This window comes from Streptococcus sp. 27098_8_186 (assembly GCF_041432055.1).
Taxonomy (GTDB): domain Bacteria; phylum Bacillota; class Bacilli; order Lactobacillales; family Streptococcaceae; genus Streptococcus; species Streptococcus dentalis.
This window is the reverse complement of sequence record NZ_JAPVYV010000001.1, coordinates 288346-311397: the sequence shown is the minus strand read 5'-3', so window position 1 is coordinate 311397 and position 23052 is coordinate 288346. Positions and strand designations below refer to the sequence as shown.

Sequence of the window (23052 nt, the reverse complement as noted above, 5' to 3'; positions counted from 1 at the left end):
ACAGGAAGGAGGATACAGGACTCTTTAGGATTGTCTAAAGAAGGGATTGAACATTTTCTCGTGACCAATAGAAGTTTCAGGGCCATGACCGGGATAGACGGTGTAGGAAGATGGAAGGGTAAAGAGTTCTTCTCTGATACTGCTAAGCAACTGTGTCGCGTTCCCTGTCGGAAGATCGGTCCGTCCAATGGTTTCGCGAAAAAGGGCATCACCAGATAGAACCAGGTGATCCTCAGGAAAGACGATGGAAACCCCTCCTGCAGAGTGGCCTGGGGTCTCCAGAACATAAAAGTGGAAATCGGCTATTTGGTAATCGGAGAGAATTTCATAAAGGAAGTCGGCCTCCTTACATACAACATCTTCTAAATCCACATGACGATCCAAACCAGATAAATTATCGACAGGAGAAGACAACCAACTGGCTTCTGCCGAATGGACATAGACTGGTGGGAAATGATATGTCTGACGAACCTTTTCAAGACTCATAATGTGATCGTAATGCGTATGGGTTAAAAGAATCGCTACGATTGGTTTTCCGATGCGATCTATTTGTTTTTGAATAGTCGCCCAGTCGCTACCTGGATCGACAAGAATGAGGGAGTGGTCATTTTCAAGGTAGTAGGTGTTTTCATAAGCTACAGGATTAACAGTACGATAGATTTTCATAAGGACTCCTTTCTAGAATAGTGTATCAAATTGCAAGGAAAATAACAGGATTGAAGTCAACATGAAAGGAGAAAAAAATCTGCAGAGCTTGCTCAAACGTGATATAATTTTAAGTATTATGACAAGACAGAAACGGAAATATGCCATTGTGGATCTGGAAGCGACCAGTGCTGGAAGCAATGCTAAGATCATTCAGGTTGGGATTGTCATCATCGAAGATGGGAGGATTACGCAATCCTATGAGACGGATGTGAATCCCCATGAACGATTGGATGAGCATATCAAACAATTGACTGGCCTGACAGATGCTCGCTTGAAAAAAGCACCAGAGTTTGCACAAGTGGCAAAAGAAATTTTTGAATTAATAGAAGATGCCGTCTTTGTGGCCCATAATGTCAAATTTGATGCGAATTTATTAGCAGAAGCCCTCTTTTGGGAAGGATTTGAGCTAACGACTCCTCGGATTGATACGGTTGAATTGTCTCAAATTTTCTATCCGACTTTAGAACGCTACAATTTAGGAGCGCTTGCAGCTGAACTGGAAATTGAGTTGCACCATGCTCACTCCGCTTTAGCGGATGCTATGGCAACAGCCCAGCTACTGTTGAAATTGAGAGAGAAAATTGCGAGCTTACCGAGAGGATTGATCGAAAAACTTCTTTCGATGGCAGATTGTTTGATTTATGAATCACGACTCTTAATAGAAGATGCGCTTGAAGACAGTAGCCTTTTTTTACCAGCTCATTTAGTAGAAGTTCATGGTCTCTATCTGCGCAAGCCACAGCAGTTTTTAGAAAGTCGTCATTTGTCTGAACAGTTTGAACTCAATATGCAGCTGTTGGGAATGGAGGCTTATCCGGAGCAGAGAGAATTTGTTGCCTATATCGAGGATAGTTTGCAACAGCCACTTCCGAGTTTTATTGAAGCGCCAACGGGTATCGGGAAGACATACGCTTATCTATTAACGCTTTTGGCGAAAACCTCTAAGCGCATTCTTGTCAGTGTTCCCACTAAAATTCTTCAGGATCAAATTATGAAGAAGGAAGGAAAGACCATCCAAGATCTTTTCCAAATTCCCTTTCATAGCCTGAAAAGTCCCAAGGATTACATCCAACTCGATAAATTTTATGAGGCCTTACAGAGTGAGTCAGATAATGGGATGATCCGACGCTTTAAAATGCAACTGTTGGTTTGGCTGACCATGACGGAAACGGGAGAGCTCAGTGAAATTGGTCAACTCTATCGTCATCTTCATTTTGTAGCTGACATTTGCCACGATGGCCAATTGTCGAAACGTTCGCTTTTTTATCAGGAAGATTTTTGGCGTCTCGGCCAGGAAAAAGTGAAAACCAGCCGAGTAATTCTGACCAATCATGCCTATCTGTTAACCCGTCTAGAAGATGATAAGAGTCTACTTCAAGAATCTGTTCTGGTAGTGGATGAAGCGCAAAAACTCTTCTTTGCTTTGGAGCAGTTTTCACAGAGAGAAGAAACCTTGCAATCTCTTCTTCTAAGCTTGCAACACGCTATTGAAGAGGAAAAAGATCTGCTGCAACGGCGTTTGCTGGAAAGTATTCAATTTGAGTTAAATGCCTGCTCTAAGGAAGTTGTACAAGGAAAAACAGCGATCTTATCAGATCAAACAGTGGCAAAAATTCGACAGGATGTATCGGAATTAAAAAACGAATCTCTAGAGAATCTAAGAGAATTGTTTGATGAGCGCTACCAGATTTTTTGGATGGACAAGGAAGTGGTCGAAAGCCACCAGATTCTTCGTCTCCATGGAGGAGTTGAGGACTTGCTATCCTTTAAGGAGTTTGTGCCTGAAGAAGTTCCCGTGCTCTTTGTATCAGCGACGATCGCGATCAGTAAAAAGGTGCATTTACCTGCCCTTTTGGGATACCAAGAGCAGCAAATCTACCGGGTGCCAATAACAGTCAAACAACACCAGGAATTGTTGGTGCCGATAGATTTTCCAGATGTCGTTTCTTTATCTTCCGTGGAGTATGCAGGAGAGATTTGTCAGCTCATCGATGAACTCCTTCCTCTAAGAAAACCAATTTTTCTTTTGTTTACCTCAAAAGAATTGTTACTGGAGACGTCAAACGCATTGAAGTTTCCTCATTTGGCCCAGTATCGAAATGGCGATGCAGCTAATATTAAGCGACGATTTGACCGAGGAGAAAGCTCTATTTTATTGGGAACAGGAAGCTTCTGGGAGGGTGTCGATTTTTCCCAACAAAAAGAAGTGATTCAAATCATCACGCGCCTTCCTTTTGACAACCCCAAAGATTATATGGTTCAAAAGCTGAATACCCAACTCAGAGAACAGGGGAAAAATCCCTTTTATGACTATAGCCTTCCGGTCGCGATTTTAAGGCTCAAACAGGCTATTGGGAGAACCAGCCGTTTTCAAGACCAGGAATCGTTGGTCCTCTTATTGGATCAGCGAGTGGTGACCAAACGATATGGAAAACAAATTTTAGATGGTTTGCAGCAAGTGTTGCCCCTTCATACGACAGTGAGAGAGCGGCTTGTTGAGCAAGCAGCTGCCTTTTTTGAAAGGAATTGAGAGAATGAAAAATAAAGGATTTGGACTTGCAATTGCATTTGTACTGGCTCTTTGCGCCATGTTTTTGGGAACTTTCTTTCCCATCATTGGCTCCAGTGTCTTTGCTTTGATTTTAGGAATTGTCCTCAATGAATTAGTAGATTTGCCGGAGAATTCACGACCAGGACTGAACTGGTCCGGTAAGAAATTATTGCAGTATTCGATTATCTTCATGGGATTTAGCTTGCCGATTGCGACGGTTGCCTCTACAGGCTTGTCTTCTTTGAAGATTAGTCTGCCAACGATAACAGTTGCTTTTCTTGCAGCGATGATCTTTGGGAAAGTCTTCCATCTGAAATCTCACTTACGGACCTTAATTGGATTTGGAACGGCTATTTGTGGTGGATCTGCTATCGCAGCAGCTGCGCCGATCATTGAAGCAGACGAAGAGGAAATTGCCTTATCTATGTCAACCATCTTTTTCTTCAACATTTTGGCTGTCTTTATCTTTCCAGTATTAGGGCATGTATGGCATATGTCTAATTTTCAATTTGGCCTCTGGTCAGGAACAGCCATTAACGATACGTCATCAGTTGTAGCAGCAGCGTTTTCTTATAGTAAGGCGGCGGGTGAAATGGCGACCATTGTTAAGTTGACACGCGCCCTGATGATTGTACCAGTTTGTTTGGGCTTGATCGGTTTAAAATGGTATCGGAGCAAGCAACAAGGAAGAAACAAAGGAATGTTAAAGAAAATTATTCCTTGGTTCATCATTTGGTTTATTGTGGCTTCTATTCTTTCATCTATCGGCTTTCTACCTAAAGTGGTTCTTCCTTACCTAAAGGACCTTTCTCACCTCTTTATGGCTATGGCCTTGGTCGGAATCGGAAGCAAGGTTTCTTGGAAACAGTTCCGTGCAGCAGGAGCAGCCCCTCTTTTAGTAGGGTTGATTGCTTGGTTTTGTGTAGCAGGATCTAGCTTGATTCTACAAATGTTGTTCTATTAATTGATTTGATGATTCTCACAGAAAGGAACGTGAATGAAGAAACATCATTTTTTGACGATTCACCTGGATTATTCGATCATTGGGATTGTCTTCGCCCTTCTCATGATTGGGATTTTATCTGTTTATGTAGCAGTTTCTCATGACTATCCCCAAATGGTGTGGCCTTTTTTAGGGCAGCAATTGGCCTGGATTGGTGTGGGATGTGTCATTTGCCTGATTGTGACGATTTTTAGCACGAAATTTCTTTGGAAAATCACTCCCTTTCTTTACATGCTTGGCCTGGCCTTGATGGTTCTTCCCCTTGTTTTTTATAATCCCAACTTGGTAGCTTCGACTGGAGCTAAAAACTGGGTGGCTTATGGAAATATCACCTTATTTCAGCCTTCAGAATTTATGAAGATCCCCTTCATCCTGATGCTGTCACGCTCTATTGTCCGATTTTTGCAAAGAAATAAGGGGCGTGAGCGATTATTACGACAAGATTGGTTTTTGATTCTAGAGTTGACCATCTATACGATTCCGGTATTTGCCTTATTGGCTCTCCAGCAGGACTTGGGAACGGCCTTAGTATTCTTGGCCATCTTTGCGGGCTTAGTGCTCGTTTCAGGAGTTTCCTGGAAAATTATCTTGCCGGTCATCTTGCTTCTAGCAGGTGGGCTAGCAGGCTTTCTCTTCCTCTTTCTATCAGAAGGGGGTCGGGCTTTTCTGCACCAGCAAGTAGGGATGCCAACCTATCAGATGAACCGTATTTTAGCCTGGTTAAATCCTTTTGACTATGCACAAACCACCACCTACCAGCAGGCGCAGGGACAGCTAGCCATTGCAAGTGGTGGTCTCTTTGGGCAAGGCTTTAATGTCTCCAATTTATTGGTTCCCGTACGGGAGAGTGATATGATTTTTACGGTCGTAGCAGAGGACTTTGGTTTTGTTGGAGCTCTGGTGCTGTTGATTTTATATGTGACCCTGATTTACCGCATTTTAAAAATTACCCTCCAGTCCAATAACCAATTTTATACCTATATTTCCATTGGATTTATTATGATGCTGGTCTTTCATATTTTTGAAAATGTTGGAGCAGTAACGGGTCTTCTCCCCTTGACGGGGATTCCCCTCCCCTTTATATCACAAGGTGGATCCTCTATTATTAGTAATCTGATTGGTATTGGTCTGGTCCTCTCAATATATAATCATAGTAGCAAAAAGAAAGAGCCAGAAGAAGGGCCTCCAATCCGTAAAAAAGTAGTTCTTAAAAAGGCGCAATAGATAGAAAGAAGGAATGAAAATGAAAAAAGTAGCAACGATTTTAGCAAACGGTTTTGAAGAAATTGAAGCCTTGACCATTGTCGATGTTTTGAGACGGGCTGGAATCGACTGTGACCTCATTGGCATGGAAGAAACGGTCACAGGTTCTCACCAGATCACAGTGGAAGTCGACCGCCTGTGGAATGGGGACCTGTCAGATTATGATGGAATCTTCTTGCCAGGTGGGATGCCAGGAGCTGCGAATTTGAGGGATAATCCGGAATTGATTGTAGCTCTCCAAGAAGAAAGTAAAAAAGGAAAAATCATCTCAGCGATTTGTGCAGCACCAATTGTCTTGGCGCGTGCTGGCCTCTTAAAAGATAAACACTATACGTGTTACGATGGTTTTGAAGAAGAGATTCAAGATGGGTACTATCAGAAAGAAACAGTGGTGAAAGACGGGAATCTCCTGACCAGTCGTGGTCCTTCAACTGCTCTTGCCTTAGCCTATGCCTTGGTAGACCAATTTGGAGGAGATGCCCAAAGTCTTCGTCAAGGAATGCTCTATCAAGATGTCTTTGGAGATGCCTAAAAAGGCTCTTTTGGACACCATTTTTTCTGCTGAAAGATCACATTCTATGATAGAAAATGCCTTCTATTTGATTTAAAATGAGATGACCGTAAAAAATGGCTAAAATCCCCCCTAAATGAGGGTTTTAGCTTATTTTTTTTGTCTATTTGTGGTATAATATTGACTATGAATTATCATGATTTTATATGGGATCTTGGTGGGACGCTATTGGATAATTACGAAACGTCCACAAATGCCTTTGTAGCGACATTGAAGGACTTTCACATCCAAGCCGATCATGATTCTGTTTATGCAGCATTAAAAATCTCAACACAGGATGCAATTCAAACCTTTGCACCTCATATTTCCAATTTTCGTACGGAATACAAGAAAAAAGAAGCCTTGGGCTTGCAAGAGCCGGTCTTATTTGAGGGAGCAAAAGAGTTACTAGAAGAGATACAAGCACATGGAGGACGTCATTTTTTGGTATCACATCGGGATCGCCAAGTTTTGACCCTTCTTGATCAGACAGGTATTGCTCCCTTCTTTGCGGAGATTGTAACAGCAGACGAGGGCTTTCCTAGAAAACCAGACCCAGCCTCTATGCTTTATTTAAAGGAAAAATATGGCATTCAAGACGGTCTGGTCATCGGAGATCGTCCGATCGATATAGAAGCTGGGAAGGCTGCAGGGCTTTCGACCTATTTATTTGATTCTATGCCACACTTACGCCAGTTTATATTTGAATAGAAAAGGGAAATTATGACAGAGGATAAACAGCAAGAAAATCAAGCACAAGAATATGATGCCAGTCAGATTCAGGTCTTGGAAGGACTAGAAGCCGTTCGGATGCGTCCGGGAATGTATATTGGATCTACCTCAAAAGAAGGTCTTCATCATCTGGTCTGGGAAATCGTTGATAACTCGATTGACGAAGCCTTAGCTGGTTTTGCTAGCCATATTGAAGTTTTCATTGAAGCAGATAATTCTATCACGGTTGTCGATGATGGTCGTGGGATCCCAGTGGATATCCAAGAAAAGACGGGGCGACCTGCCGTTGAAACTGTCTTTACCGTGCTTCATGCAGGAGGAAAATTCGGCGGAGGCGGCTACAAGGTATCTGGTGGTCTTCACGGGGTAGGGTCATCCGTTGTGAATGCCCTCTCCACATCCCTCGATGTTCGCGTCTATAAAAATGGTAGTATCTATTACCAAGAGTATCGTCGTGGACACGTTGTGGATGATTTGAAAGTTATCGGTGAGACAGATCGGACAGGGACAACCGTCCACTTTATTCCGGATCCAGAAATCTTCACGGAAACAACCGAGTATGATTTTGAAAAATTAAATAAACGGATTCAAGAATTAGCCTTTTTGAATCGTGGTTTGCGTATTTCCTTGACAGATAAGCGGGAAGGTTTAGAGCAAGAAAAGCATTACCACTACGAAGGTGGGATCTCTAGTTACGTCGAATACATCAATGAGAACAAGGATGTCATCTTTGAAAAACCAATCTACACAGATGGTGAAATGGATGATATTACAGTTGAAGTAGCTATGCAATATACCACAGGCTACTATGAGACGGTCATGAGTTTTGCCAATAACATTCATACCCATGAAGGTGGGACGCATGAACAGGGCTTCCGTACAGCTCTCACTCGTGTGATCAATGATTATGCTAAGAAAAATAAGCTCTTAAAAGAAAACGAAGACAATCTAACCGGGGAAGATGTTCGAGAAGGCTTAACGGCAGTTATCTCAGTTAAGCATCCTAATCCACAGTTTGAAGGACAAACCAAGACCAAACTTGGAAATTCAGAAGTTGTTAAAATTACCAATCGACTCTTTAGTGAAGCCTTTTCTGACTTCCTTTTGGAAAATCCACAAATTGCTAAGAAAATCGTCGAAAAAGGGATTTTAGCGGCGAAGGCTCGGGTGGCTGCTAAGCGAGCTCGTGAAGTGACACGTAAGAAATCAGGACTTGAGATTTCCAACTTACCTGGTAAATTGGCAGACTGTTCTTCAAACAATCCACAAGAAACAGAACTCTTTATTGTTGAAGGGGATTCAGCAGGAGGATCTGCAAAATCCGGTCGAAATCGGGAATTCCAAGCGATTTTACCAATCCGTGGTAAGATCTTAAACGTTGAAAAAGCAAGTATGGACAAAATTCTAGCTAATGAAGAGATCCGTAGTTTATTTACTGCTATGGGAACTGGATTTGGTGCAGAATTTGATGTTACAAAAGCGCGTTATCAAAAATTAGTGATCATGACAGATGCTGATGTCGATGGTGCTCATATCCGAACCCTTCTGTTGACCTTGATCTATCGCTATATGAAACCAGTCTTGGAAGCGGGATATGTTTATATTGCGCAACCACCAATCTATGGGGTTAAAGTCGGTAGTGAGATCAAAGAATATATCCAACCTGGTGCCAACCAAGAAGCAGAATTAGCTGCGGCTTTGGAACGTTATTCAGAAGGTCGCTCAAAGCCAACTATCCAACGCTATAAAGGTCTTGGAGAAATGGATGATCATCAATTATGGGAAACAACCATGAATCCAGAACACCGCTTGATGGCGCGAGTATCAGTAGACGATGCTGCGGAAGCGGATAAGATCTTTGATATGTTGATGGGTGACCGTGTGGAACCACGTCGTGAATTTATCGAAGAAAACGCTGAATATAGTACACTCGATGTATAAAATTCACCGAACGCTTCCCATTAATGGATATTTTATGGTATAATTACTAGGATTACGTTCAAGTAATACGATGAAGGAGTTTTTTATATGTCTAGTGGACTAATTGTTCTCATCCTTATTGTCGCCCTTATCTTGATTGTAGGATATGTGGTTGCAGTCATTTTGAGAAAACGAAATGAAGCCTTACTGGCAGCACTGGAAGAACGAAAAGAAAAGTTATACAACCTTCCGGTCAACGATGAAGTAGAGGCCGTAAAAAACATGCATTTGATTGGTCAAAGTCAAATTGCATTTCGTGAATGGAATCAAAAATGGGTAGATCTATCCTTAAATTCATTTGCTGATATCGAAAACAATCTGTTTGAAGCGGAAGGCTATAATAATTCATTCCGTTTCATAAAGGCTAAACATGCCATTGACAATGTCGAAAGTCAGATCCAATTGATCGACGAAGATATCAAGGCGATTCGCAAAGCCCTTTCTGATCTGGAAGAGCAGGAACAAAAGAATAGCGGTCGTGTGGTTCATGCCTTAGATATGTTTGAAGAACTTCAAAAAGAAGTCTCCTCAGATCAAGATCGTTTTGGCAGTGCGCTTCCTGAAATTGAAAAACAAATTGGAAATATTCAATCTGAGTTTTCGCAATTTGTAACCTTAAATTCTTCAGGTGACCCTGTTGAAGCGGCTGAAATCCTTGATACAGCTGAGAATCATATTGTAGCCTTAAAACAAATTGTTGAGCGAGTGCCAGAAATTGTCACTGCTCTTCAGTCAAAACTTCCAGACCAATTAGAGGATTTGGAAAGTGGCTACCGCAAGCTTTTGGAATCAGGCTACCACTTCACTGAAACAGATATTGAATCTCGTTTCCAACAGTTGCATGCTTCCTTGAAGAACAATATGGCAAATGTATCTGCCCTTGAATTAGACAATGCCATTTACGAAAATGAACAAATTCAAGAAGAAATTGATTCATTGTATCACATCTTTACACGTGAAATTGAATCACAAAAAGTTGTGAAGAAGTTAGTGAAACAACTGCCTGGCTATTTGAAACATGCCAAAGATAACAATAACAACCTTGCGGCAGAAGTGGAACGTCTCGGTAAAACATTCGTCTTGAATGAAGCCTTCAGCCAACAGTTAAAAGAGTTAGAGGCTGAGCTATCTTCACAAGAAAATGTGGTAGAAGATGCCTTGAAAGATTCATCTGAAACACAAAAAGCCTATTCTATCGTAGAAGAAGAATTAGAAGCCATCGAGGCTCGCTTGAAAGAAATCGAAGATGAGCAAATCGCCTTGAGTGATTCCCTTTCAAAAATTGAAAAAGACGATGCCAATGCTCGCCAAAAAGTCAACATCTATGCCAACCGTTTGCATGCCATTAAACGCTATATGGACAAACGGAACTTGCCAGGAATTCCTCAAGAATTCTTAGAAATTTTCTTTACAGCAAGTAACAATACAGAAGCTTTGATGGATGAGTTGGAAGGGGATAAAATCAATATCGAATCAACCAATCGTTTGTTGGAAATCTTGACCAATGATATGAATGAATTGGAAGAAGCGGCTTATCGAATTGTTCAAAATGCGACTTTGACAGAGCAATTGTTGCAATACTCGAACCGTTACCGTTCATTTGATGATCATGTACAGGCAGCCTTTGATGAGTCCCTTTATATTTTCGAAAGAGAATATGACTATGCGGCTTCCTTCAAAGTCATCTCAGATGCTTTGGAAATGGTAGAAGCTGGCGTAACCGATCGCTTTGTTACATCATATGAAAAAACGCGGGAGCAAATTCACTTCTAATAACAGAAAAACGACCTTTTAGGAGGTTGTTTTTTTATCTTCAAATGATCATTGAAACTTGAAATTAACTACCTATTTTTGTATAGTAAGTGAGAAATAAGAAAGGAAAGCGATGAAAGAAGTAACAGGACTCCTGGTTATGGATGTAGATGGAACCTTGGTCCGACAGGAAGGGATTGATCTACTAGCTCAAGAAGCTGGCGTGGGAGAAAAAGTGGCAGAGATTACAACACAAGCAATGAATGGGGAGCTGGATTTTTCAGCATCTTTAGAGGCGCGTGTCGCTTTATTGAAGGGATTAGAGACCTCTATTTTTCCGAAAATTTTGGAGCAGATGGAAGTCACGCCGGGTGCTGAAACGTTGATCACGGAACTTCATCAAAGAGGTTACAAGGTTGGCCTTGTTTCAGGGGGATTTCATGAAGTCATCGACCCCATCGCGAGGTCTTTAGGAATTGATCTGGTCCGAGCCAACCATTTGCAGGTTTCTAATGGCCGTCTGACAGGGGAAGTCCTCGGTGGGATAATCACACCTGAAAGGAAAAAAGAGGCACTTTTGACGTGGGCAAAAGAAAATCATGTCCCACAAAGTCAGACGATTGCGATGGGAGATGGTGCCAATGATCTTCCGATGATTGAAACAGCTGCTGTCGGGATTGCCTTTATGGCAAAGCCAATCGTCGCAGAGCGTGCCACATATCGTATCGAGACGAGGGATCTAAGACTTGTTCTTGAAATTTTAGACCAGCACAGAAAGGAAACAGAATGCATATCCTACTAGCACCGGATTCATTTAAAGAATCCCTATCCGCCAAACAAGTAGCAGAAGCCTTAAAAAAAGGATTTCAAGAAGCTCTACCAGATGCAACTTTTGATCTCCTTCCTATTGGGGATGGTGGCGAAGGAACCATGGAAACCCTTGCTGGAGTTCTGGATGTAACTGAGTACCAAACTCAAGTAACAGGACCATTTGGCCAGCCTGTTTCAATGTCCTACTATCAAAAAGATGAGATGGCCTTTTTTGAGATGGCCTCTCTTGTCGGTCTAGGATTAATTCAAGCTGAAAAACGAAATCCTCTTGAACTGGAAACACGAGGAATTGGTGAACTTATTCTGCAATTGGTTGACAAAGGGGTTAAAACGATCTGTGTGGGAATTGGTGGTTCTGCAACGAATGATGGTGGGATTGGGATGGCTGCTGGACTTGGGGTAGCCTTCTATGATGATCAAGGCCATCTACTTCGTCCCGTTGGGGCTTCGCTCGGTCGTGTGGCTAGAATAGATACCAGTGCGGTTCCAAAAGCTTTACAAGACATTGAGCTCCAAGTCTTAACGGATGTAACCAATCCTCTCTGTGGCAGTCAAGGAGCGACCTATATCTTTGGTGGGCAAAAGGGATTGAATCCCCTTCTGTTTCCAGCTGTTGATCAGGCTATGCAGGATTTTTACCAGCTTGCTGATGCACGAATTTTGTCTATGCCTGGCGCCGGAGCTGGAGGTGGCATGGCTGCTGGCTTGGTCGCTTTTGCGGGAGGTCAGATTTCATCAGGAATTGAAAAAAGCCTCGATTTGATTGACTTTGATCACAAAGTACAAAAAGCTGATCTGGTCGTGGTCGGGGAAGGTAGGATGGATCTCCAATCTCTTTCTGGGAAGGCACCTGTCGGGGTAGCCAAACGAACACCAGAGAAGATCCCAGTGCTTGCTATTTGTGGTAGCTTAGCGGAGGATTTGCCTGCTTTTCCTAGCCATCACATTGAAGCCGCCTTCTCTATCGTACCTGGTCCTTGTGAGGTAGCAGATGCACTCGCTCACGCTGAAAGAAATCTAATTTCCTGCGCGCGAAATATTGGCAACCTTTTAAAAATGAAAGCAAACTAAAAAACCAATGGAAAAGGGATGTTCCCTTCCATTGGTTTTTCTTTAGCTAAAGAGACGTTTCCAAAATGATTTCTTTTCTGGACTGGCAGTCTCTTCTTTCTTTTCAAATAAATTAGGATACTGGAGACTCATGTCTGTTGGTGAAATTCCAGATGGGTGGTCAGTATGGATGATGAGGCCAAAGGGAGAATGGCGACAGTCATCCGAAACGATGCTCGCTACCAAGCCAAGATCCTTGGTTTTTTTCAAATATTGTAGCTGGCTGCTTTCATCTAAAGCTGGGGAGATCTTGATCAAAACAGGATGAAAGCGATCCGAAATATCAGTGAGGATTGTCGAATACTGCTCCAGGTACATCTTGTCCCTTGCCTCCTCCAAGGTGCATGAAGCAATCACCCGCTCCTCATAAGTTTCCAAAAATCGACGCTGCTCATCCGGATTGAATCGAGTAGGACCAGCGGCTTTTTCTAAAATTGTTTTATTAATATCTGTCATAAGCTTAGTATAGCATAAAGCGCGGCAGAAGAATAGAAGTATGCAAAAAAATTAAATAAGAAGGGAAATGAAAGAAAAAAAGAACGTGGAACCGTTTTCTTGTTAAAAACTTCTCAATTTTCGTAGATTTCCTTGTTTTTTCTTGAAAAAATAGCTTAATTACGATATGATAGAGGAGTAAAAAATATAACTCAATAAGGAGAGTAAGAAATGTCAATTATTACTGATGTTTACGCTCGCGAAGTCCTAGACTCACGCGGTAACCCAACACTTGAAGTAGAAGTTTATACTGAATCAGGTGCTTTCGGACGTGGTATGGTTCCATCAGGAGCTTCTACTGGTGAACACGAAGCTGTAGAACTTCGCGACGGTGACAAATCTCGTTACGGTGGTCTTGGAACTCAAAAAGCTGTTGACAATGTAAACAACATCATTGCTGAAGCAATCATCGGCTACGATGTACGTGACCAACAAGCTATTGACCGTGCAATGATCGCTCTTGACGGTACTCCTAACAAAGGTAAATTGGGAGCAAACGCAATCCTTGGTGTGTCTATCGCTGTAGCTCGTGCTGCTGCTGACTACCTTGAAATCCCACTTTACAGCTACCTTGGTGGATTCAACACTAAAGTTCTTCCAACTCCAATGATGAACATCATCAATGGTGGATCTCACTCAGATGCTCCAATCGCTTTCCAAGAATTCATGATCGTACCTGCTGGTGCACCTACATTCAAAGAAGCTCTTCGTTGGGGTGCTGAAATCTTCCACGCACTTAAGAAAATCCTTAAAGGTCGTGGTCTTGAAACTGCCGTTGGTGACGAAGGTGGATTCGCTCCTCGTTTCGACGGAACTGAAGATGGTGTAGAAACTATCATCGCTGCTATCGAAGCTGCTGGTTATGTTCCAGGTAAAGACGTATTTATCGGATTTGACTGTGCATCATCAGAATTCTACGATAAAGAACGTAAAGTTTATGATTACACTAAATTCGAAGGTGAAGGAGCTGCTGTCCGCACTGCTGCTGAACAAATCGACTACCTTGAAGAATTGGTAAACAAATACCCAATCATCACTATCGAAGATGGTATGGATGAAAACGACTGGGAAGGTTGGAAAGCTCTTACTGAACGTCTTGGTGGTAAAGTTCAATTGGTTGGTGACGACTTCTTCGTAACAAACACTGATTACCTTTCACGTGGTATCAAAGAAGGATGTGCTAACTCAATCCTTATCAAAGTTAACCAAATCGGTACTCTTACTGAAACATTCGACGCTATCGAAATGGCGAAAGAAGCTGGTTACACTGCCGTTGTATCACACCGTTCAGGTGAAACTGAAGATTCAACCATCGCTGACATCGCAGTTGCAACAAATGCAGGACAAATCAAGACTGGTTCACTTTCACGTACAGACCGTATCGCTAAATACAACCAATTGCTTCGTATCGAAGATCAACTTGGTGAAGTTGCTGAATACCGTGGATTGGAATCTTTCTATAACCTTAAAAAATAATTTAGTATACTAGATTAGAAAGATCCTTGAGTTTTCTCAAGGATCTTTTTTTGCGATTGGGGTAAACAAAAATTCCTCAACTATCTAGTTGAGGAATCATCTTATTAGAACAAGCCTTTGATTTTGTCCAAGGCACCGCTGACCATTTCATTTCCAGATACAAGCCCTTTGGCTTGTTCAAGGTAGTCACCGAGGTTGTCTTTGTTGTCATCAACAAATTTCTTTGCAGCGTCGAAATCTTTCTTTTCGATCATTTCTTTCACTTGGTTAAATAAGTCTAATGGATTCATGTTAGGGTCTCCTAAAATATAAGTTGTGAAGTCAGGCTCACGCCTTTTCCTCATCTATTTAATCATTTTTTTAGAGGTTTGACAACTAAAACGACTTAATGAAAAACCGTACAAACGGCCTCTGGAACATAGAAGTCGTCGGATAGAAGGGTCAATTTTCCGCTAGCAGAATCTCGTTTGAAGACGGTGGCATTAGGTGAATCTTGATGGGCTACGATCAAATAGTTTTGATCAGGACTAAGCGTGAAATCTCGTGGATTGAGCCCTTGACTTGGAACAATTTCAATCAGTTCTAGGCTACCATCAGCCACAACTTTGAAGACCGCGATGGAATTATGAGCACGGTTAGATGCATAGAGGAATTTTCCATCAGCTGAGAGCTTGATTGCAGAAGCCCATTTTTGACCATCGTAGTCTGATGGAAGTGTGGAAACAGTTTGGAAGTGTTCGAATTCACCCATACCGTCATAAAAGAGGACGTCGATGGTGGCATTTAATTCATTGATGAGATAGGCAGTCTTATAATGAGGATGGAAGACAAGGTGACGAGGTCCTGCCCCTGGAGCTATTTGGTACTGATTGATCAGGGTAAGTTTTCCTTCCTCACTGACATCATAGACATGCAAACTGTCTGTTCCTAGGTCACACGTGATCAAGTACTGATCTGGTGTAAGGTCTGCATAGTGGGTATGCGGACTTGCTTGATTGGCATGAGGACCACTTCCTTGGTGGGTGTCTTGATCGACAAAGGACAAACGCCCATCTGCCTCTAGCTTATATACGAGAACTTGGCCTTTGTGATAGTTGGCTCCATAGACCAGTTGACGCTTGTCATCGACAGAGACATAGCAGAGTGGAGCGCCCTCTTCAACAACGTGATTGAGTGGCTGAAAATCAGCTGTAAAACTTGCGATGCCTCCTTTTCCCTCTTCAGCTCCGACACTGTAGAGGTTGCCTTTTTCAGAAAAAGCGATATAGGTTGGATTGGGCTCAGCTGCCACTAGTTCAAGTTGGCTCAATATCCCTGTTTCAGGATCAAATTGTGCCTTGTAAATTCCTTTGGATTCTTTTTTGGTATAGGTACCGAAATAAATGGTTTGAGACATAGGTCACCTCGTATGATTTGTTAGGTTTATTATATCAAAGGTCCTATTGGAAGGCAATTGCTAGTTGAAAAGGGGAGGCCTTTCTTTCTTATTTTGCTAGTTTTTTCGTAACTTCAAGCTCAAAAAATGCTAAAATAGAAACAGATTGAAATGAAAAAGGAGTTCTCTGTGGATAATAAAGAAAAACAGTTTAGTTTGTCCTGGTTTTTTAGATGGTTTTTAGACAACAAGGCCATTACCGTATTTTTAGTCACCTTGCTCTTGGGTTTGAACCTTTTGGTTTTGAGTAAAATCACCTTTATTTTTATTCCTATTTTTGAGTTTGCAGGAGCCGTCATGCTGCCTGTCATTATCTCTGGTTTGCTCTATTACCTGCTCAACCCCATTGTTGACTTTCTTGAAAGAAAAGGACTTAAGCGGATTTTTGCGATTTCCTTCGTCTTTTTCTTGATTGCAGTGCTCTTAATTTGGGGTCTGGCTGTAGTGATTCCAGCTGTCCAACGACAAGTGGTGAGTTTCTTTCATAACCTGCCAACTTATTTGGAGAAGGCCAATGCAACCATCGATGATTTTCTAGATAATCGCGTTTCTTCTGATGTCAAACCCCAGTTAGATGAGATCACTAAGGAATTGTCTGCAAACATTACTTCTTGGGCCAGTTCGATCTCTGGGCGGGCTGTTAATTGGGTCAGCAATTTGATCGGAGTTGCTTCGCAAGTCATTGTTGCCTTGATCATCATGCCTTTTATTGTCTTTTATCTTCTACGAGATGGAAAAAATTTAAAGGGCCACATTGTTCGCTTCTTACCGACCAAGATTCGTAAATCTGTGGAACAAGTTCTCTCCGACGTCAACACCCAACTCTCCAATTATGTTCGAGGGCAAATTACAGTAGCCATTGTCGTCGCCATTATGTTCATCATCTTCTTTAAGATCATTGGCTTGCGCTATGCCGTGACACTGGGGATTTCTGCAGGGATCTTAAATTTGATCCCTTACTTGGGTAGTTTCTTAGCTATGTTACCTGCTTTAGTATTAGGCCTAGTAGCAGGACCAGAAATGTTTATCAAGGTCTTGATTGTATTTGCGGTGGAACAAACCATTGAAGGACGTTTTGTATCACCTTTGGTTTTGGGAAGCCAGTTAAATATTCATCCGATTACCATTTTATTTGTGCTCTTGACGTCAGGATCTATGTTTGGAATCTGGGGAGTTTTCCTTGGAATTCCAGTCTATGCATCTGCTAAGGTTGTTATCGGAGCTATCTTTGAATGGTATAAGGTCGTCAGTGGCTTGTACGAAGAACACAATGAAGTAGAAGAGGAAACACATAGTGAGTCATAGTCAAAAAATGGTAGAGGCTCTCGATCGGCAAGAGCTAGAAGAGGCAGAAGTTCAATTTCAACAGGCCTTGTTAGAAGATAGTGAAGAACAATTATTGGATTTGGGTCAATATCTTGAAAGTATCGGTTTTTACCCTCAGGCAAAAGAGATCTATGAACAGATTGCAGAAACCTATCCAGAAGTGTATCTAAGTCTGGCAACCATCCTTGCAGAGGAAGGTCAAATGGAAGAGGCCTTTGCTTATTTAGAAGAAATTGGTCCTGAGTCTAACTGGTATGTGGCGAGTCTCTTGGTTAAGGCGGATCTCTATCAACTGGAAGGACTCGCAGATGTTGCGCGTGAAAAATTAGTTGAAGCAGCCAGTCTGTCTGATGATCCGATTATTCAATTAGGGTTAGCTGAAATTGATCTGGAATTGGAACGCTATCAAGAGGCTATCCAAGAGTATGCCCAGTTGGACAATCGAGAGATTTTGGAAGCGACAGGAATTTCCACCTATCAACGGATTGGTTTTGCCTATGCCAATCTTGGTAAGTTTGAAGCAGCTGTTCCTTTCTTAGAGAAAGCTCTGGAGATTGAGTTTGATGACCAAATTGCTTACGAATTAGCGACCTTATTGTCAGACCAAGAAGAATACCAAAAAGCCCTGATCTACTACAAACAAATTGACACTTTGTCCCCTGAGTTTGAAGGGTATGAGTACGGGTATGCCTTAGCTTTACAGGCTGAAAATGACCGTGAAAAAGCGCTTGAAATTGCCAAACAAGGGATTGAGAAGAATCCATTTGACGCACAGTTGAAGCTCCTTGCTTCTCAGCTTTCTTATGAGCTCCACCAGCCTGAACAGGCAGAAACTTATCTGTTGGAGGCTAAAGAAGTGGCGGATGATCTCGAAGAGATTGCTCTTCGCCTGACTACCCTTTATTTGGAACAAGAACGTTTTGACCAAGTCTTAGATTGGCAAAATGAAGAAGTCGAAACAGTTGTCACTCGTTGGAACATTGCCCGTGCCTTGGCTGCCTTGGGGAAAACAGAAGAGGCCGTCTCAGCCTACCAAGAGCTTTATGAGGATTTAAAGGACAACCCAGAATTCCTCGAAGCCTACGTTTATCTGTTGCGTGAGGCTGGAGATGTGACGAAGGCGCGTGAAGTGGCTAACCAGTATTTGGCGATCGTACCAGACGATGTGCAGATGCAAACCCTCTATGATAACCTCTAATATAAATCATATCGTGAAGATTCGCAATAGTTTGTGGTATACTGGTAGAAGATAGAATGAGGAGAGAAAAACATGGAACCAGTGAAACTTTTTCAATACAATACCTTAGGTGCCCTAATGGCGGGTCTGTACGGGGGTTCATTTACGATTGGAGAACTCTTGGAACACGGAGATCTGGGAGTTGGGACGCTTGATTCTATTGATGGAGAGTTGATCGTATTAGATGGTAAGGCATATCAGGCCAAAGGATCAGGGGACCATCCTGAAATAGTCGAAGTTTCTCCGGATGCCAAGGTTCCTTATGCAGCAGTTGTCCCTCACCAAGCAGAAGTGATTTTCCGCCAACGCTTTGAAATGACGGACGAGGAATTGGAAGCCCGTATTGAGTCTTATTATGATGGGGAAAATCTGTTCCGCTCTATTAAGATTCATGGTGATTTTGCCAAGATGCATGTCCGTATGATTCCAAAATCAACACCAGAGATGAAGTTTGCAGAGGTTGCAACCCATCAGCCAGAATATACACGGGAAAATGTCACAGGTACCATCGTCGGTTTTTGGACACCGGAAATTTTCCATGGCGTGAGTGTGGCAGGTTACCATTTGCACTTTATTTCAGATGACCATACCTTTGGTGGCCATGTCATGGATTTTGTCATCTTAGAAGGGATTGTAGAGGTAGGGGCTATCGATCAGCTGGATCAACGTTTCCCAGTTCAAGACCGTCAGTACCTCTTTGCCAAATTCAATGTTGATGAGGTCAAAGAAGACATCCATAAAGCAGAATAAAAGGTTGAGCATTGCTCAACCTTTCGTATTGAAGATAATGTTATTTAAGAAACTTTCCTTAGGTGAGAACGGACGTCAGCGAACTTCAAAGAAGTTCCATGACTAATTAAGATACAGAGGGCGTTTGCGGATAAAGTCAAAATAGGGAGTAGGACAGAAGCAATATTATTTATGAACGCTTCGTCGTCCTACCCCCACAAGGCTGATTAGGTATTCTTCCGAGCTTGAAAGCGACAGAAGAATCCAATCAGCTACTGTGTCTTGGATTTATTGCTATTGCAGCTTGTGTTTTGACACCATCCTCAGCCTGTGTTCAATTAGTTTTGAACCTCTTCACTCTTTAATTTCTGGGCTCAGGCTAAAACAGTTTCCCAAACTGTTTTACTCCCAAAACTCCCGAGTGCTAGAAACAATCTTGTTTCTAGCACTTTTCTCACGGCGGGAAGTTTCAATATATGTTGAATGAGCCTAAAAGTATACCTCATTTTATTTTTCAGCATACTTGGAACAGTTTGTCTACATACTCAAAGGTTGAGCGATACTCAACCTTTTATTTTTGAAATCAGTCTTCTAGTTTCATAGCTTTGATTTTTTCTTCTTCTGGGGTGACCCGCAGAGTCTTCTGGCCGGTATAGGTGACAAAGCCTGGTTTTCCGCCAGATGGTTTATTGAGTTTCTTGGCTTCGATCATATCCACTTGGACCAGGTTAGAGAAACGGGCCTTGGAATAGTAGGCCGCCAACTCTGCAGCATCGGTCTTTACTTCATCCGATGGATTTAGATTTCCTGTAATGACGACGTGGCTGCCTGGGATATCTTTGGCATGGAACCAGAGTTCGTCTTTCTTAGCGATCTTAAAGGTTAATTCATCGTTTTGGAGATTGTTGCGACCCACTAAAATAATGGTTTTTCCGTCACTAGCCAGGTATTTTTTTGGTTTTTTCCGTTTATGAATTTTTTCACGGTTGCGTCGTTTGATAAAGCCGGTCTGGATTAACTCCTCTCGAATCTCTGCCACCTCAGCCAGGCTCGCTTGAGAAAGAGCTGTTTCAACCGTTTCAAGATAAGAAATGGTTTCCTTGGTTTCTTGAATGAGGATGGTCAAATGTTTGACGGCTTCTTTTAACTTCTGATAGCGTTTAAAGTAGCGTTGGGCATTTTGATTAGGGGTCAGGGCTTTGTTGAGTTGGATGGTGACCGGTTCATCTGTATAGTAATTATCCAAAACAACCTGCTCTTGGTCGTTTGGTACCTGATGGAGGAAAGTTGTCAGCAATTCTCCTTTTTGGCGGAATTCTTCCGCATTGTCGGTCGCTGCTAACTCAGCTTCTTGTTTGGTTAATTTTTTTCGGTTCTTTTCGAGATCGTTTTCGACCTTTCGGATCAATTCACTAGCCTGTTGTTGCACCCGATCGCGTTCAGCCTTGTCTCGGTAATAGTCATCTAGCAGATCTGAAAGTGTTTCAAACGTTTGACTGGACGCATCCGCAAAGGGGATAGCCGAGAAGGATTTGGTCGTTAGGTGAGGCTCAGTAGGCGTCTCGAAAAAGGCACGGAAGGTCTTTAATTTTTCATTCGTCTCAAGTCTCTTGGCTAATTCTTGAGCCGTATCTCGCCCCAAACCTTGGAAACATTTTTGAAGGTTCTTTGGACTTAACTCTTCCTTGTGAAGAAGGGCAAAAAGGGCTTCGTCTCCAATAGTAAAAGGATTGACCGCGTCGGTTTTCGGAGGAGCTACATAGGTTGACCCTGGGAGAATGGTCCGGTAGCTATTTTGTGAGAAGCCGACATGTTTAATGGCTTCGATGATTTTATTACTGGTGCGGTCCAGGAGAATAATGTTACTGTGCTTACCCATGATTTCGATCATGAGGCTGACAGAAATAGCATCTCCAATTTCGTTTTTATTGGAGACACGGATTTCGAGAATCCGGTCGTTCTCCATTTGTTCAATCCCTTCAATAACAGCTCCTTGAAGATATTTGCGCATAACCATAATAAAGGTATTGGGAAAGGCAGGATTTTCAAAGTTGGTCTGGGTCCGTTGAATCCGTCCAAAGACAGAATGGGCAGAGAGCAAGAGCTTTTGGTTTTTCCGATTGCCTCGGATTTGGAGCACCAATTCTTGCTCGAAAGGTTGGTTAATTTTTTGAATGCGACCACTCAAGAGTTCGGCCTTCAATTCTTCCACCATATGGTGTAAAAAAAATCCATCAAAAGACATGGGATTCCTCATCATTCTAGCGTTTATTCTAGTAAATTATATCAAAAATAGCGAGGAAATCCCAGAAAGAAGCAAGAGGCTATTCAATAGAAAATGCGAACGTTTTCAAAAAAATTCAGAAAAAGTATTGACATTTTTGAAAGAAAATTTTAAAATGTAAGAAATTAGAAAAGTAGTAAATGAAAGTTTCAAGAGAGCCTACGGTTGCTGAGAGTGGGTAGCGGCAGTTTATGAAATTGGACTAATGATGAGATGAATTTGAAACAATAAAAATTCGGTTGGCACACCTTATCGTGCAACTTGTTGCTAGACAAGACAGAGATATGGGGGAGACTATCTTTTTCCCATAAGTGAGGTGGCACCGCGATGACACGTCCTCACATAGCTTTTGCTATGTGTGGGCGTGTTTTTTGTTTTAGATGAGAAGGGAGAAAAGATATGAAGAAACGATGGCGTCGCAGTCTTTAGATGATGGAAAAAAAGAAGAAAATGAAAAAAATAGAAGAGGTATTAAAAATGAAAAATAAACGTTTAATGGGAATTATTGGTTTGATTGCAGCAGCAGTCATTGGGACAGCGATCTATTCAGCTACAGCAGGCAAGGATAACAAGGCAGCAAGCAGCAATGAAAAGGCTAAAGTTGGGGTCTTGCAGTTGGTCAGTCACCCTTCGCTTGATTTGATCTACAAAGGGATTCAAGATGGTTTAGCTGAAGAAGGTTATGACAAGGACAAAGTGGACATTGATTTCCTTAATGCAGAAGGCGACCAAAACAAAGTTGCAACCATGAGTAAACAATTGGTAGACAAGGATAACCAAGTCTTGATTGGGATTGCAACCCCATCTGCTCAAGGTTTGGCTAGTGCAACCAAAGACAAACCAATTGTCATGGGTGCTATTACCGATCCGGTCGGTGCAAACTTGGTCAAAGATTTGAAAAAACCAGGTGGCAATATCACTGGGGTATCTGACCACAATCCAACTGAGCAACAGTTGAAATTAATCAAAGAGTTGACTCCGAACGTGAAAACAATCGGGATCCTGTACTCAACCAGTGAAGATAATTCCAAATCTCAAGTAGAAGAATTTACAAAATTAGCTGAAAAAGCAGGCTTCAAGGTGATTCCTTACTCTGTACCTTCAACAAACGAAGTTGCTTCAACAGTTTCTGTCATGACTGGTAAAGTCGATGCCATCTGGGTTCCAATCGACAATACCATCGCTTCAGCCTTCTCAACAGTTGTCGAAGCCAACAAAACAGCTAAAAAACCAATCTTCCCAAGTGCGACAGCTATGGTAGAAGCTGGTGGTCTTGGTTCAGTCGTTGTCGACCAACATGATCTTGGAGTAGCAACTGGTAAAATGGCTGCGAAGATCTTGAAAGGTCAAAAACCTGCGGATACACCAGTTGAAATCTTTAGCCAAGGAAAATCTGTCATCAATAAAAAAGTCGCAGATGAATTGGGCATTACTATTCCAGAATCTGTCTTGAAAGATGCTGGACAAGTCATTAAATAAAAAGAAAACGAATCACAAGAATGGCGGAGGAATTTGGCTTTGGCAGGTCTTTAAATCGTGACCTTTGAAAATGTCTACCAGTGCCCAGAACCAACTTTTATACTCTTGGTA

At 42.1% G+C, this 23052-nt stretch carries 19 protein-coding genes; 14 read left to right on the top strand and 5 right to left on the bottom strand.

Features of this window, described 5'->3' with window-relative positions:
• Nucleotides 1-24 precede the first annotated feature (24 nt).
• Nucleotides 25-666 carry an MBL fold metallo-hydrolase gene (locus O3602_RS01500; RefSeq protein WP_155126251.1) on the bottom strand — a complete coding sequence of 214 codons (642 nt, stop codon included), beginning with the start codon at nucleotides 664-666 and terminating at the stop codon, nucleotides 25-27.
• A 118-nt stretch (nucleotides 667-784) separates the two neighbouring features.
• On the opposite strand from O3602_RS01500, the gene O3602_RS01495 reads away from it, so the two are divergent.
• The 9 genes from O3602_RS01495 to O3602_RS01455 all read left to right on the top strand — a co-directional run bounded on the left by O3602_RS01495 (nucleotide 785) and on the right by O3602_RS01455 (nucleotide 12441).
• Complete coding sequence (locus O3602_RS01495) at nucleotides 785-3238, top strand: bifunctional DnaQ family exonuclease/ATP-dependent helicase (protein ID WP_371611100.1); 2454 nt, start codon at nucleotides 785-787, stop codon at nucleotides 3236-3238.
• A gap of 4 nt (nucleotides 3239-3242) precedes the next feature.
• On the top strand, nucleotides 3243-4223 hold the full coding sequence (locus tag O3602_RS01490; protein WP_371611005.1) for a YeiH family protein: 981 nt from the start codon (nucleotides 3243-3245) through the stop codon (nucleotides 4221-4223).
• A gap of 33 nt (nucleotides 4224-4256) precedes the next feature.
• The gene (locus tag O3602_RS01485; protein ID WP_371611004.1) at nucleotides 4257-5486 is read left to right on the top strand and encodes an FtsW/RodA/SpoVE family cell cycle protein; all 1230 of its coding nucleotides are present in this window, start codon (nucleotides 4257-4259) and stop codon (nucleotides 5484-5486) included.
• A gap of 19 nt (nucleotides 5487-5505) precedes the next feature.
• Nucleotides 5506-6057, top strand: coding sequence for a DJ-1 family glyoxalase III (locus O3602_RS01480; protein WP_371611003.1), 552 nt, complete (start codon nucleotides 5506-5508; stop codon nucleotides 6055-6057).
• A 165-nt stretch (nucleotides 6058-6222) separates the two neighbouring features.
• Nucleotides 6223-6786: an HAD-IA family hydrolase gene (locus tag O3602_RS01475; protein ID WP_003012375.1), complete on the top strand. Its 564-nt coding sequence runs from the start codon at nucleotides 6223-6225 to the stop codon at nucleotides 6784-6786.
• A gap of 12 nt (nucleotides 6787-6798) precedes the next feature.
• Nucleotides 6799-8748 (top strand): DNA topoisomerase (ATP-hydrolyzing) subunit B, encoded by a 1950-nt coding sequence (gyrB, locus tag O3602_RS01470; RefSeq protein ID WP_003012372.1) that lies wholly within the window; start codon nucleotides 6799-6801, stop codon nucleotides 8746-8748.
• Nucleotides 8749-8835: 87 nt separating this feature from the next.
• The gene (gene ezrA / locus O3602_RS01465) at nucleotides 8836-10560 is read left to right on the top strand and encodes a septation ring formation regulator EzrA (protein WP_371611002.1); all 1725 of its coding nucleotides are present in this window, start codon (nucleotides 8836-8838) and stop codon (nucleotides 10558-10560) included.
• Nucleotides 10561-10672: 112 nt separating this feature from the next.
• Entirely contained in the window at nucleotides 10673-11341 is a 669-nt protein-coding gene (serB, locus tag O3602_RS01460) for a phosphoserine phosphatase SerB (protein ID WP_371611001.1), read from the top strand.
• Entirely contained in the window at nucleotides 11326-12441 is a 1116-nt protein-coding gene (locus O3602_RS01455; RefSeq protein ID WP_371611000.1) for a glycerate kinase, read from the top strand. Before serB ends, O3602_RS01455 begins: the two co-directional genes overlap by 16 nt.
• Before the next feature lie 42 nt (nucleotides 12442-12483).
• Here the strand turns inward: O3602_RS01455 and O3602_RS01450 are convergent, their stop codons facing one another.
• Nucleotides 12484-12936: a DUF1694 domain-containing protein gene (locus tag O3602_RS01450; RefSeq protein ID WP_371610999.1), complete on the bottom strand. Its 453-nt coding sequence runs from the start codon at nucleotides 12934-12936 to the stop codon at nucleotides 12484-12486.
• A 210-nt stretch (nucleotides 12937-13146) separates the two neighbouring features.
• Between O3602_RS01450 and eno the strand changes: the two genes are divergently transcribed.
• Nucleotides 13147-14451: a surface-displayed alpha-enolase gene (eno, locus tag O3602_RS01445; RefSeq protein ID WP_003011192.1), complete on the top strand. Its 1305-nt coding sequence runs from the start codon at nucleotides 13147-13149 to the stop codon at nucleotides 14449-14451.
• 104 nt (nucleotides 14452-14555) lie between these two features.
• On the opposite strand, the gene O3602_RS01440 is transcribed toward eno, so the two are convergent.
• Together O3602_RS01440 and O3602_RS01435 are read right to left on the bottom strand one after the other, a co-directional pair.
• Complete coding sequence (locus O3602_RS01440) at nucleotides 14556-14741, bottom strand: hypothetical protein (protein ID WP_003002861.1); 186 nt, start codon at nucleotides 14739-14741, stop codon at nucleotides 14556-14558.
• A 95-nt stretch (nucleotides 14742-14836) separates the two neighbouring features.
• Nucleotides 14837-15847: a lactonase family protein gene (locus O3602_RS01435; RefSeq protein ID WP_003011099.1), complete on the bottom strand. Its 1011-nt coding sequence runs from the start codon at nucleotides 15845-15847 to the stop codon at nucleotides 14837-14839.
• 168 nt (nucleotides 15848-16015) lie between these two features.
• On the opposite strand from O3602_RS01435, the gene O3602_RS01430 reads away from it, so the two are divergent.
• From O3602_RS01430 to budA, 3 genes are all read left to right on the top strand, one after another.
• On the top strand, nucleotides 16016-17191 hold the full coding sequence (locus O3602_RS01430; protein ID WP_151378623.1) for an AI-2E family transporter: 1176 nt from the start codon (nucleotides 16016-16018) through the stop codon (nucleotides 17189-17191).
• Nucleotides 17181-18410, top strand: coding sequence for a tetratricopeptide repeat protein (locus tag O3602_RS01425; protein WP_371610998.1), 1230 nt, complete (start codon nucleotides 17181-17183; stop codon nucleotides 18408-18410). The genes O3602_RS01430 and O3602_RS01425 overlap by 11 nt, the downstream gene beginning before the upstream one ends.
• 72 nt (nucleotides 18411-18482) lie before the next feature.
• Nucleotides 18483-19199 (top strand): acetolactate decarboxylase, encoded by a 717-nt coding sequence (gene budA / locus O3602_RS01420; RefSeq protein ID WP_003002766.1) that lies wholly within the window; start codon nucleotides 18483-18485, stop codon nucleotides 19197-19199.
• A 562-nt stretch (nucleotides 19200-19761) separates the two neighbouring features.
• Here the strand turns inward: budA and O3602_RS01415 are convergent.
• Complete coding sequence (locus O3602_RS01415) at nucleotides 19762-21423, bottom strand: NFACT family protein (RefSeq protein ID WP_371610997.1); 1662 nt, start codon at nucleotides 21421-21423, stop codon at nucleotides 19762-19764.
• A 516-nt stretch (nucleotides 21424-21939) separates the two neighbouring features.
• Between O3602_RS01415 and trpX the strand changes: the two genes are divergently transcribed.
• Nucleotides 21940-22941, top strand: coding sequence for a tryptophan ABC transporter substrate-binding protein (trpX, locus tag O3602_RS01410; protein ID WP_371610996.1), 1002 nt, complete (start codon nucleotides 21940-21942; stop codon nucleotides 22939-22941).
• The last annotated feature ends 111 nt before the right edge of the window (nucleotides 22942-23052 follow it).

What these genes read in the sequence shown, in the direction of transcription:
- O3602_RS01415 (WP_371610997.1), bottom strand. Translation starts at nt 21,423, where the DNA reads ATGTCTTTTGATGGATTTTTTTTACACCATATGGTGGAAGAATTGAAG.
- O3602_RS01480 (WP_371611003.1), top strand. Translation starts at nt 5,506, where the DNA reads ATGAAAAAAGTAGCAACGATTTTAGCAAACGGTTTTGAAGAAATTGAA.
- trpX (WP_371610996.1), top strand. Translation starts at nt 21,940, where the DNA reads ATGAAAAATAAACGTTTAATGGGAATTATTGGTTTGATTGCAGCAGCA.
- O3602_RS01475 (WP_003012375.1), top strand. Translation starts at nt 6,223, where the DNA reads ATGAATTATCATGATTTTATATGGGATCTTGGTGGGACGCTATTGGAT.
- gyrB (WP_003012372.1), top strand. Translation starts at nt 6,799, where the DNA reads ATGACAGAGGATAAACAGCAAGAAAATCAAGCACAAGAATATGATGCC.
- O3602_RS01500 (WP_155126251.1), bottom strand. Translation starts at nt 666, where the DNA reads ATGAAAATCTATCGTACTGTTAATCCTGTAGCTTATGAAAACACCTAC.
- serB (WP_371611001.1), top strand. Translation starts at nt 10,673, where the DNA reads ATGAAAGAAGTAACAGGACTCCTGGTTATGGATGTAGATGGAACCTTG.
- eno (WP_003011192.1), top strand. Translation starts at nt 13,147, where the DNA reads ATGTCAATTATTACTGATGTTTACGCTCGCGAAGTCCTAGACTCACGC.
- O3602_RS01485 (WP_371611004.1), top strand. Translation starts at nt 4,257, where the DNA reads ATGAAGAAACATCATTTTTTGACGATTCACCTGGATTATTCGATCATT.
- O3602_RS01440 (WP_003002861.1), bottom strand. Translation starts at nt 14,741, where the DNA reads ATGAATCCATTAGACTTATTTAACCAAGTGAAAGAAATGATCGAAAAG.
- O3602_RS01455 (WP_371611000.1), top strand. Translation starts at nt 11,326, where the DNA reads ATGCATATCCTACTAGCACCGGATTCATTTAAAGAATCCCTATCCGCC.
- O3602_RS01490 (WP_371611005.1), top strand. Translation starts at nt 3,243, where the DNA reads ATGAAAAATAAAGGATTTGGACTTGCAATTGCATTTGTACTGGCTCTT.
- ezrA (WP_371611002.1), top strand. Translation starts at nt 8,836, where the DNA reads ATGTCTAGTGGACTAATTGTTCTCATCCTTATTGTCGCCCTTATCTTG.
- O3602_RS01495 (WP_371611100.1), top strand. Translation starts at nt 785, where the DNA reads ATGACAAGACAGAAACGGAAATATGCCATTGTGGATCTGGAAGCGACC.
- O3602_RS01435 (WP_003011099.1), bottom strand. Translation starts at nt 15,847, where the DNA reads ATGTCTCAAACCATTTATTTCGGTACCTATACCAAAAAAGAATCCAAA.
- budA (WP_003002766.1), top strand. Translation starts at nt 18,483, where the DNA reads ATGGAACCAGTGAAACTTTTTCAATACAATACCTTAGGTGCCCTAATG.
- O3602_RS01450 (WP_371610999.1), bottom strand. Translation starts at nt 12,936, where the DNA reads ATGACAGATATTAATAAAACAATTTTAGAAAAAGCCGCTGGTCCTACT.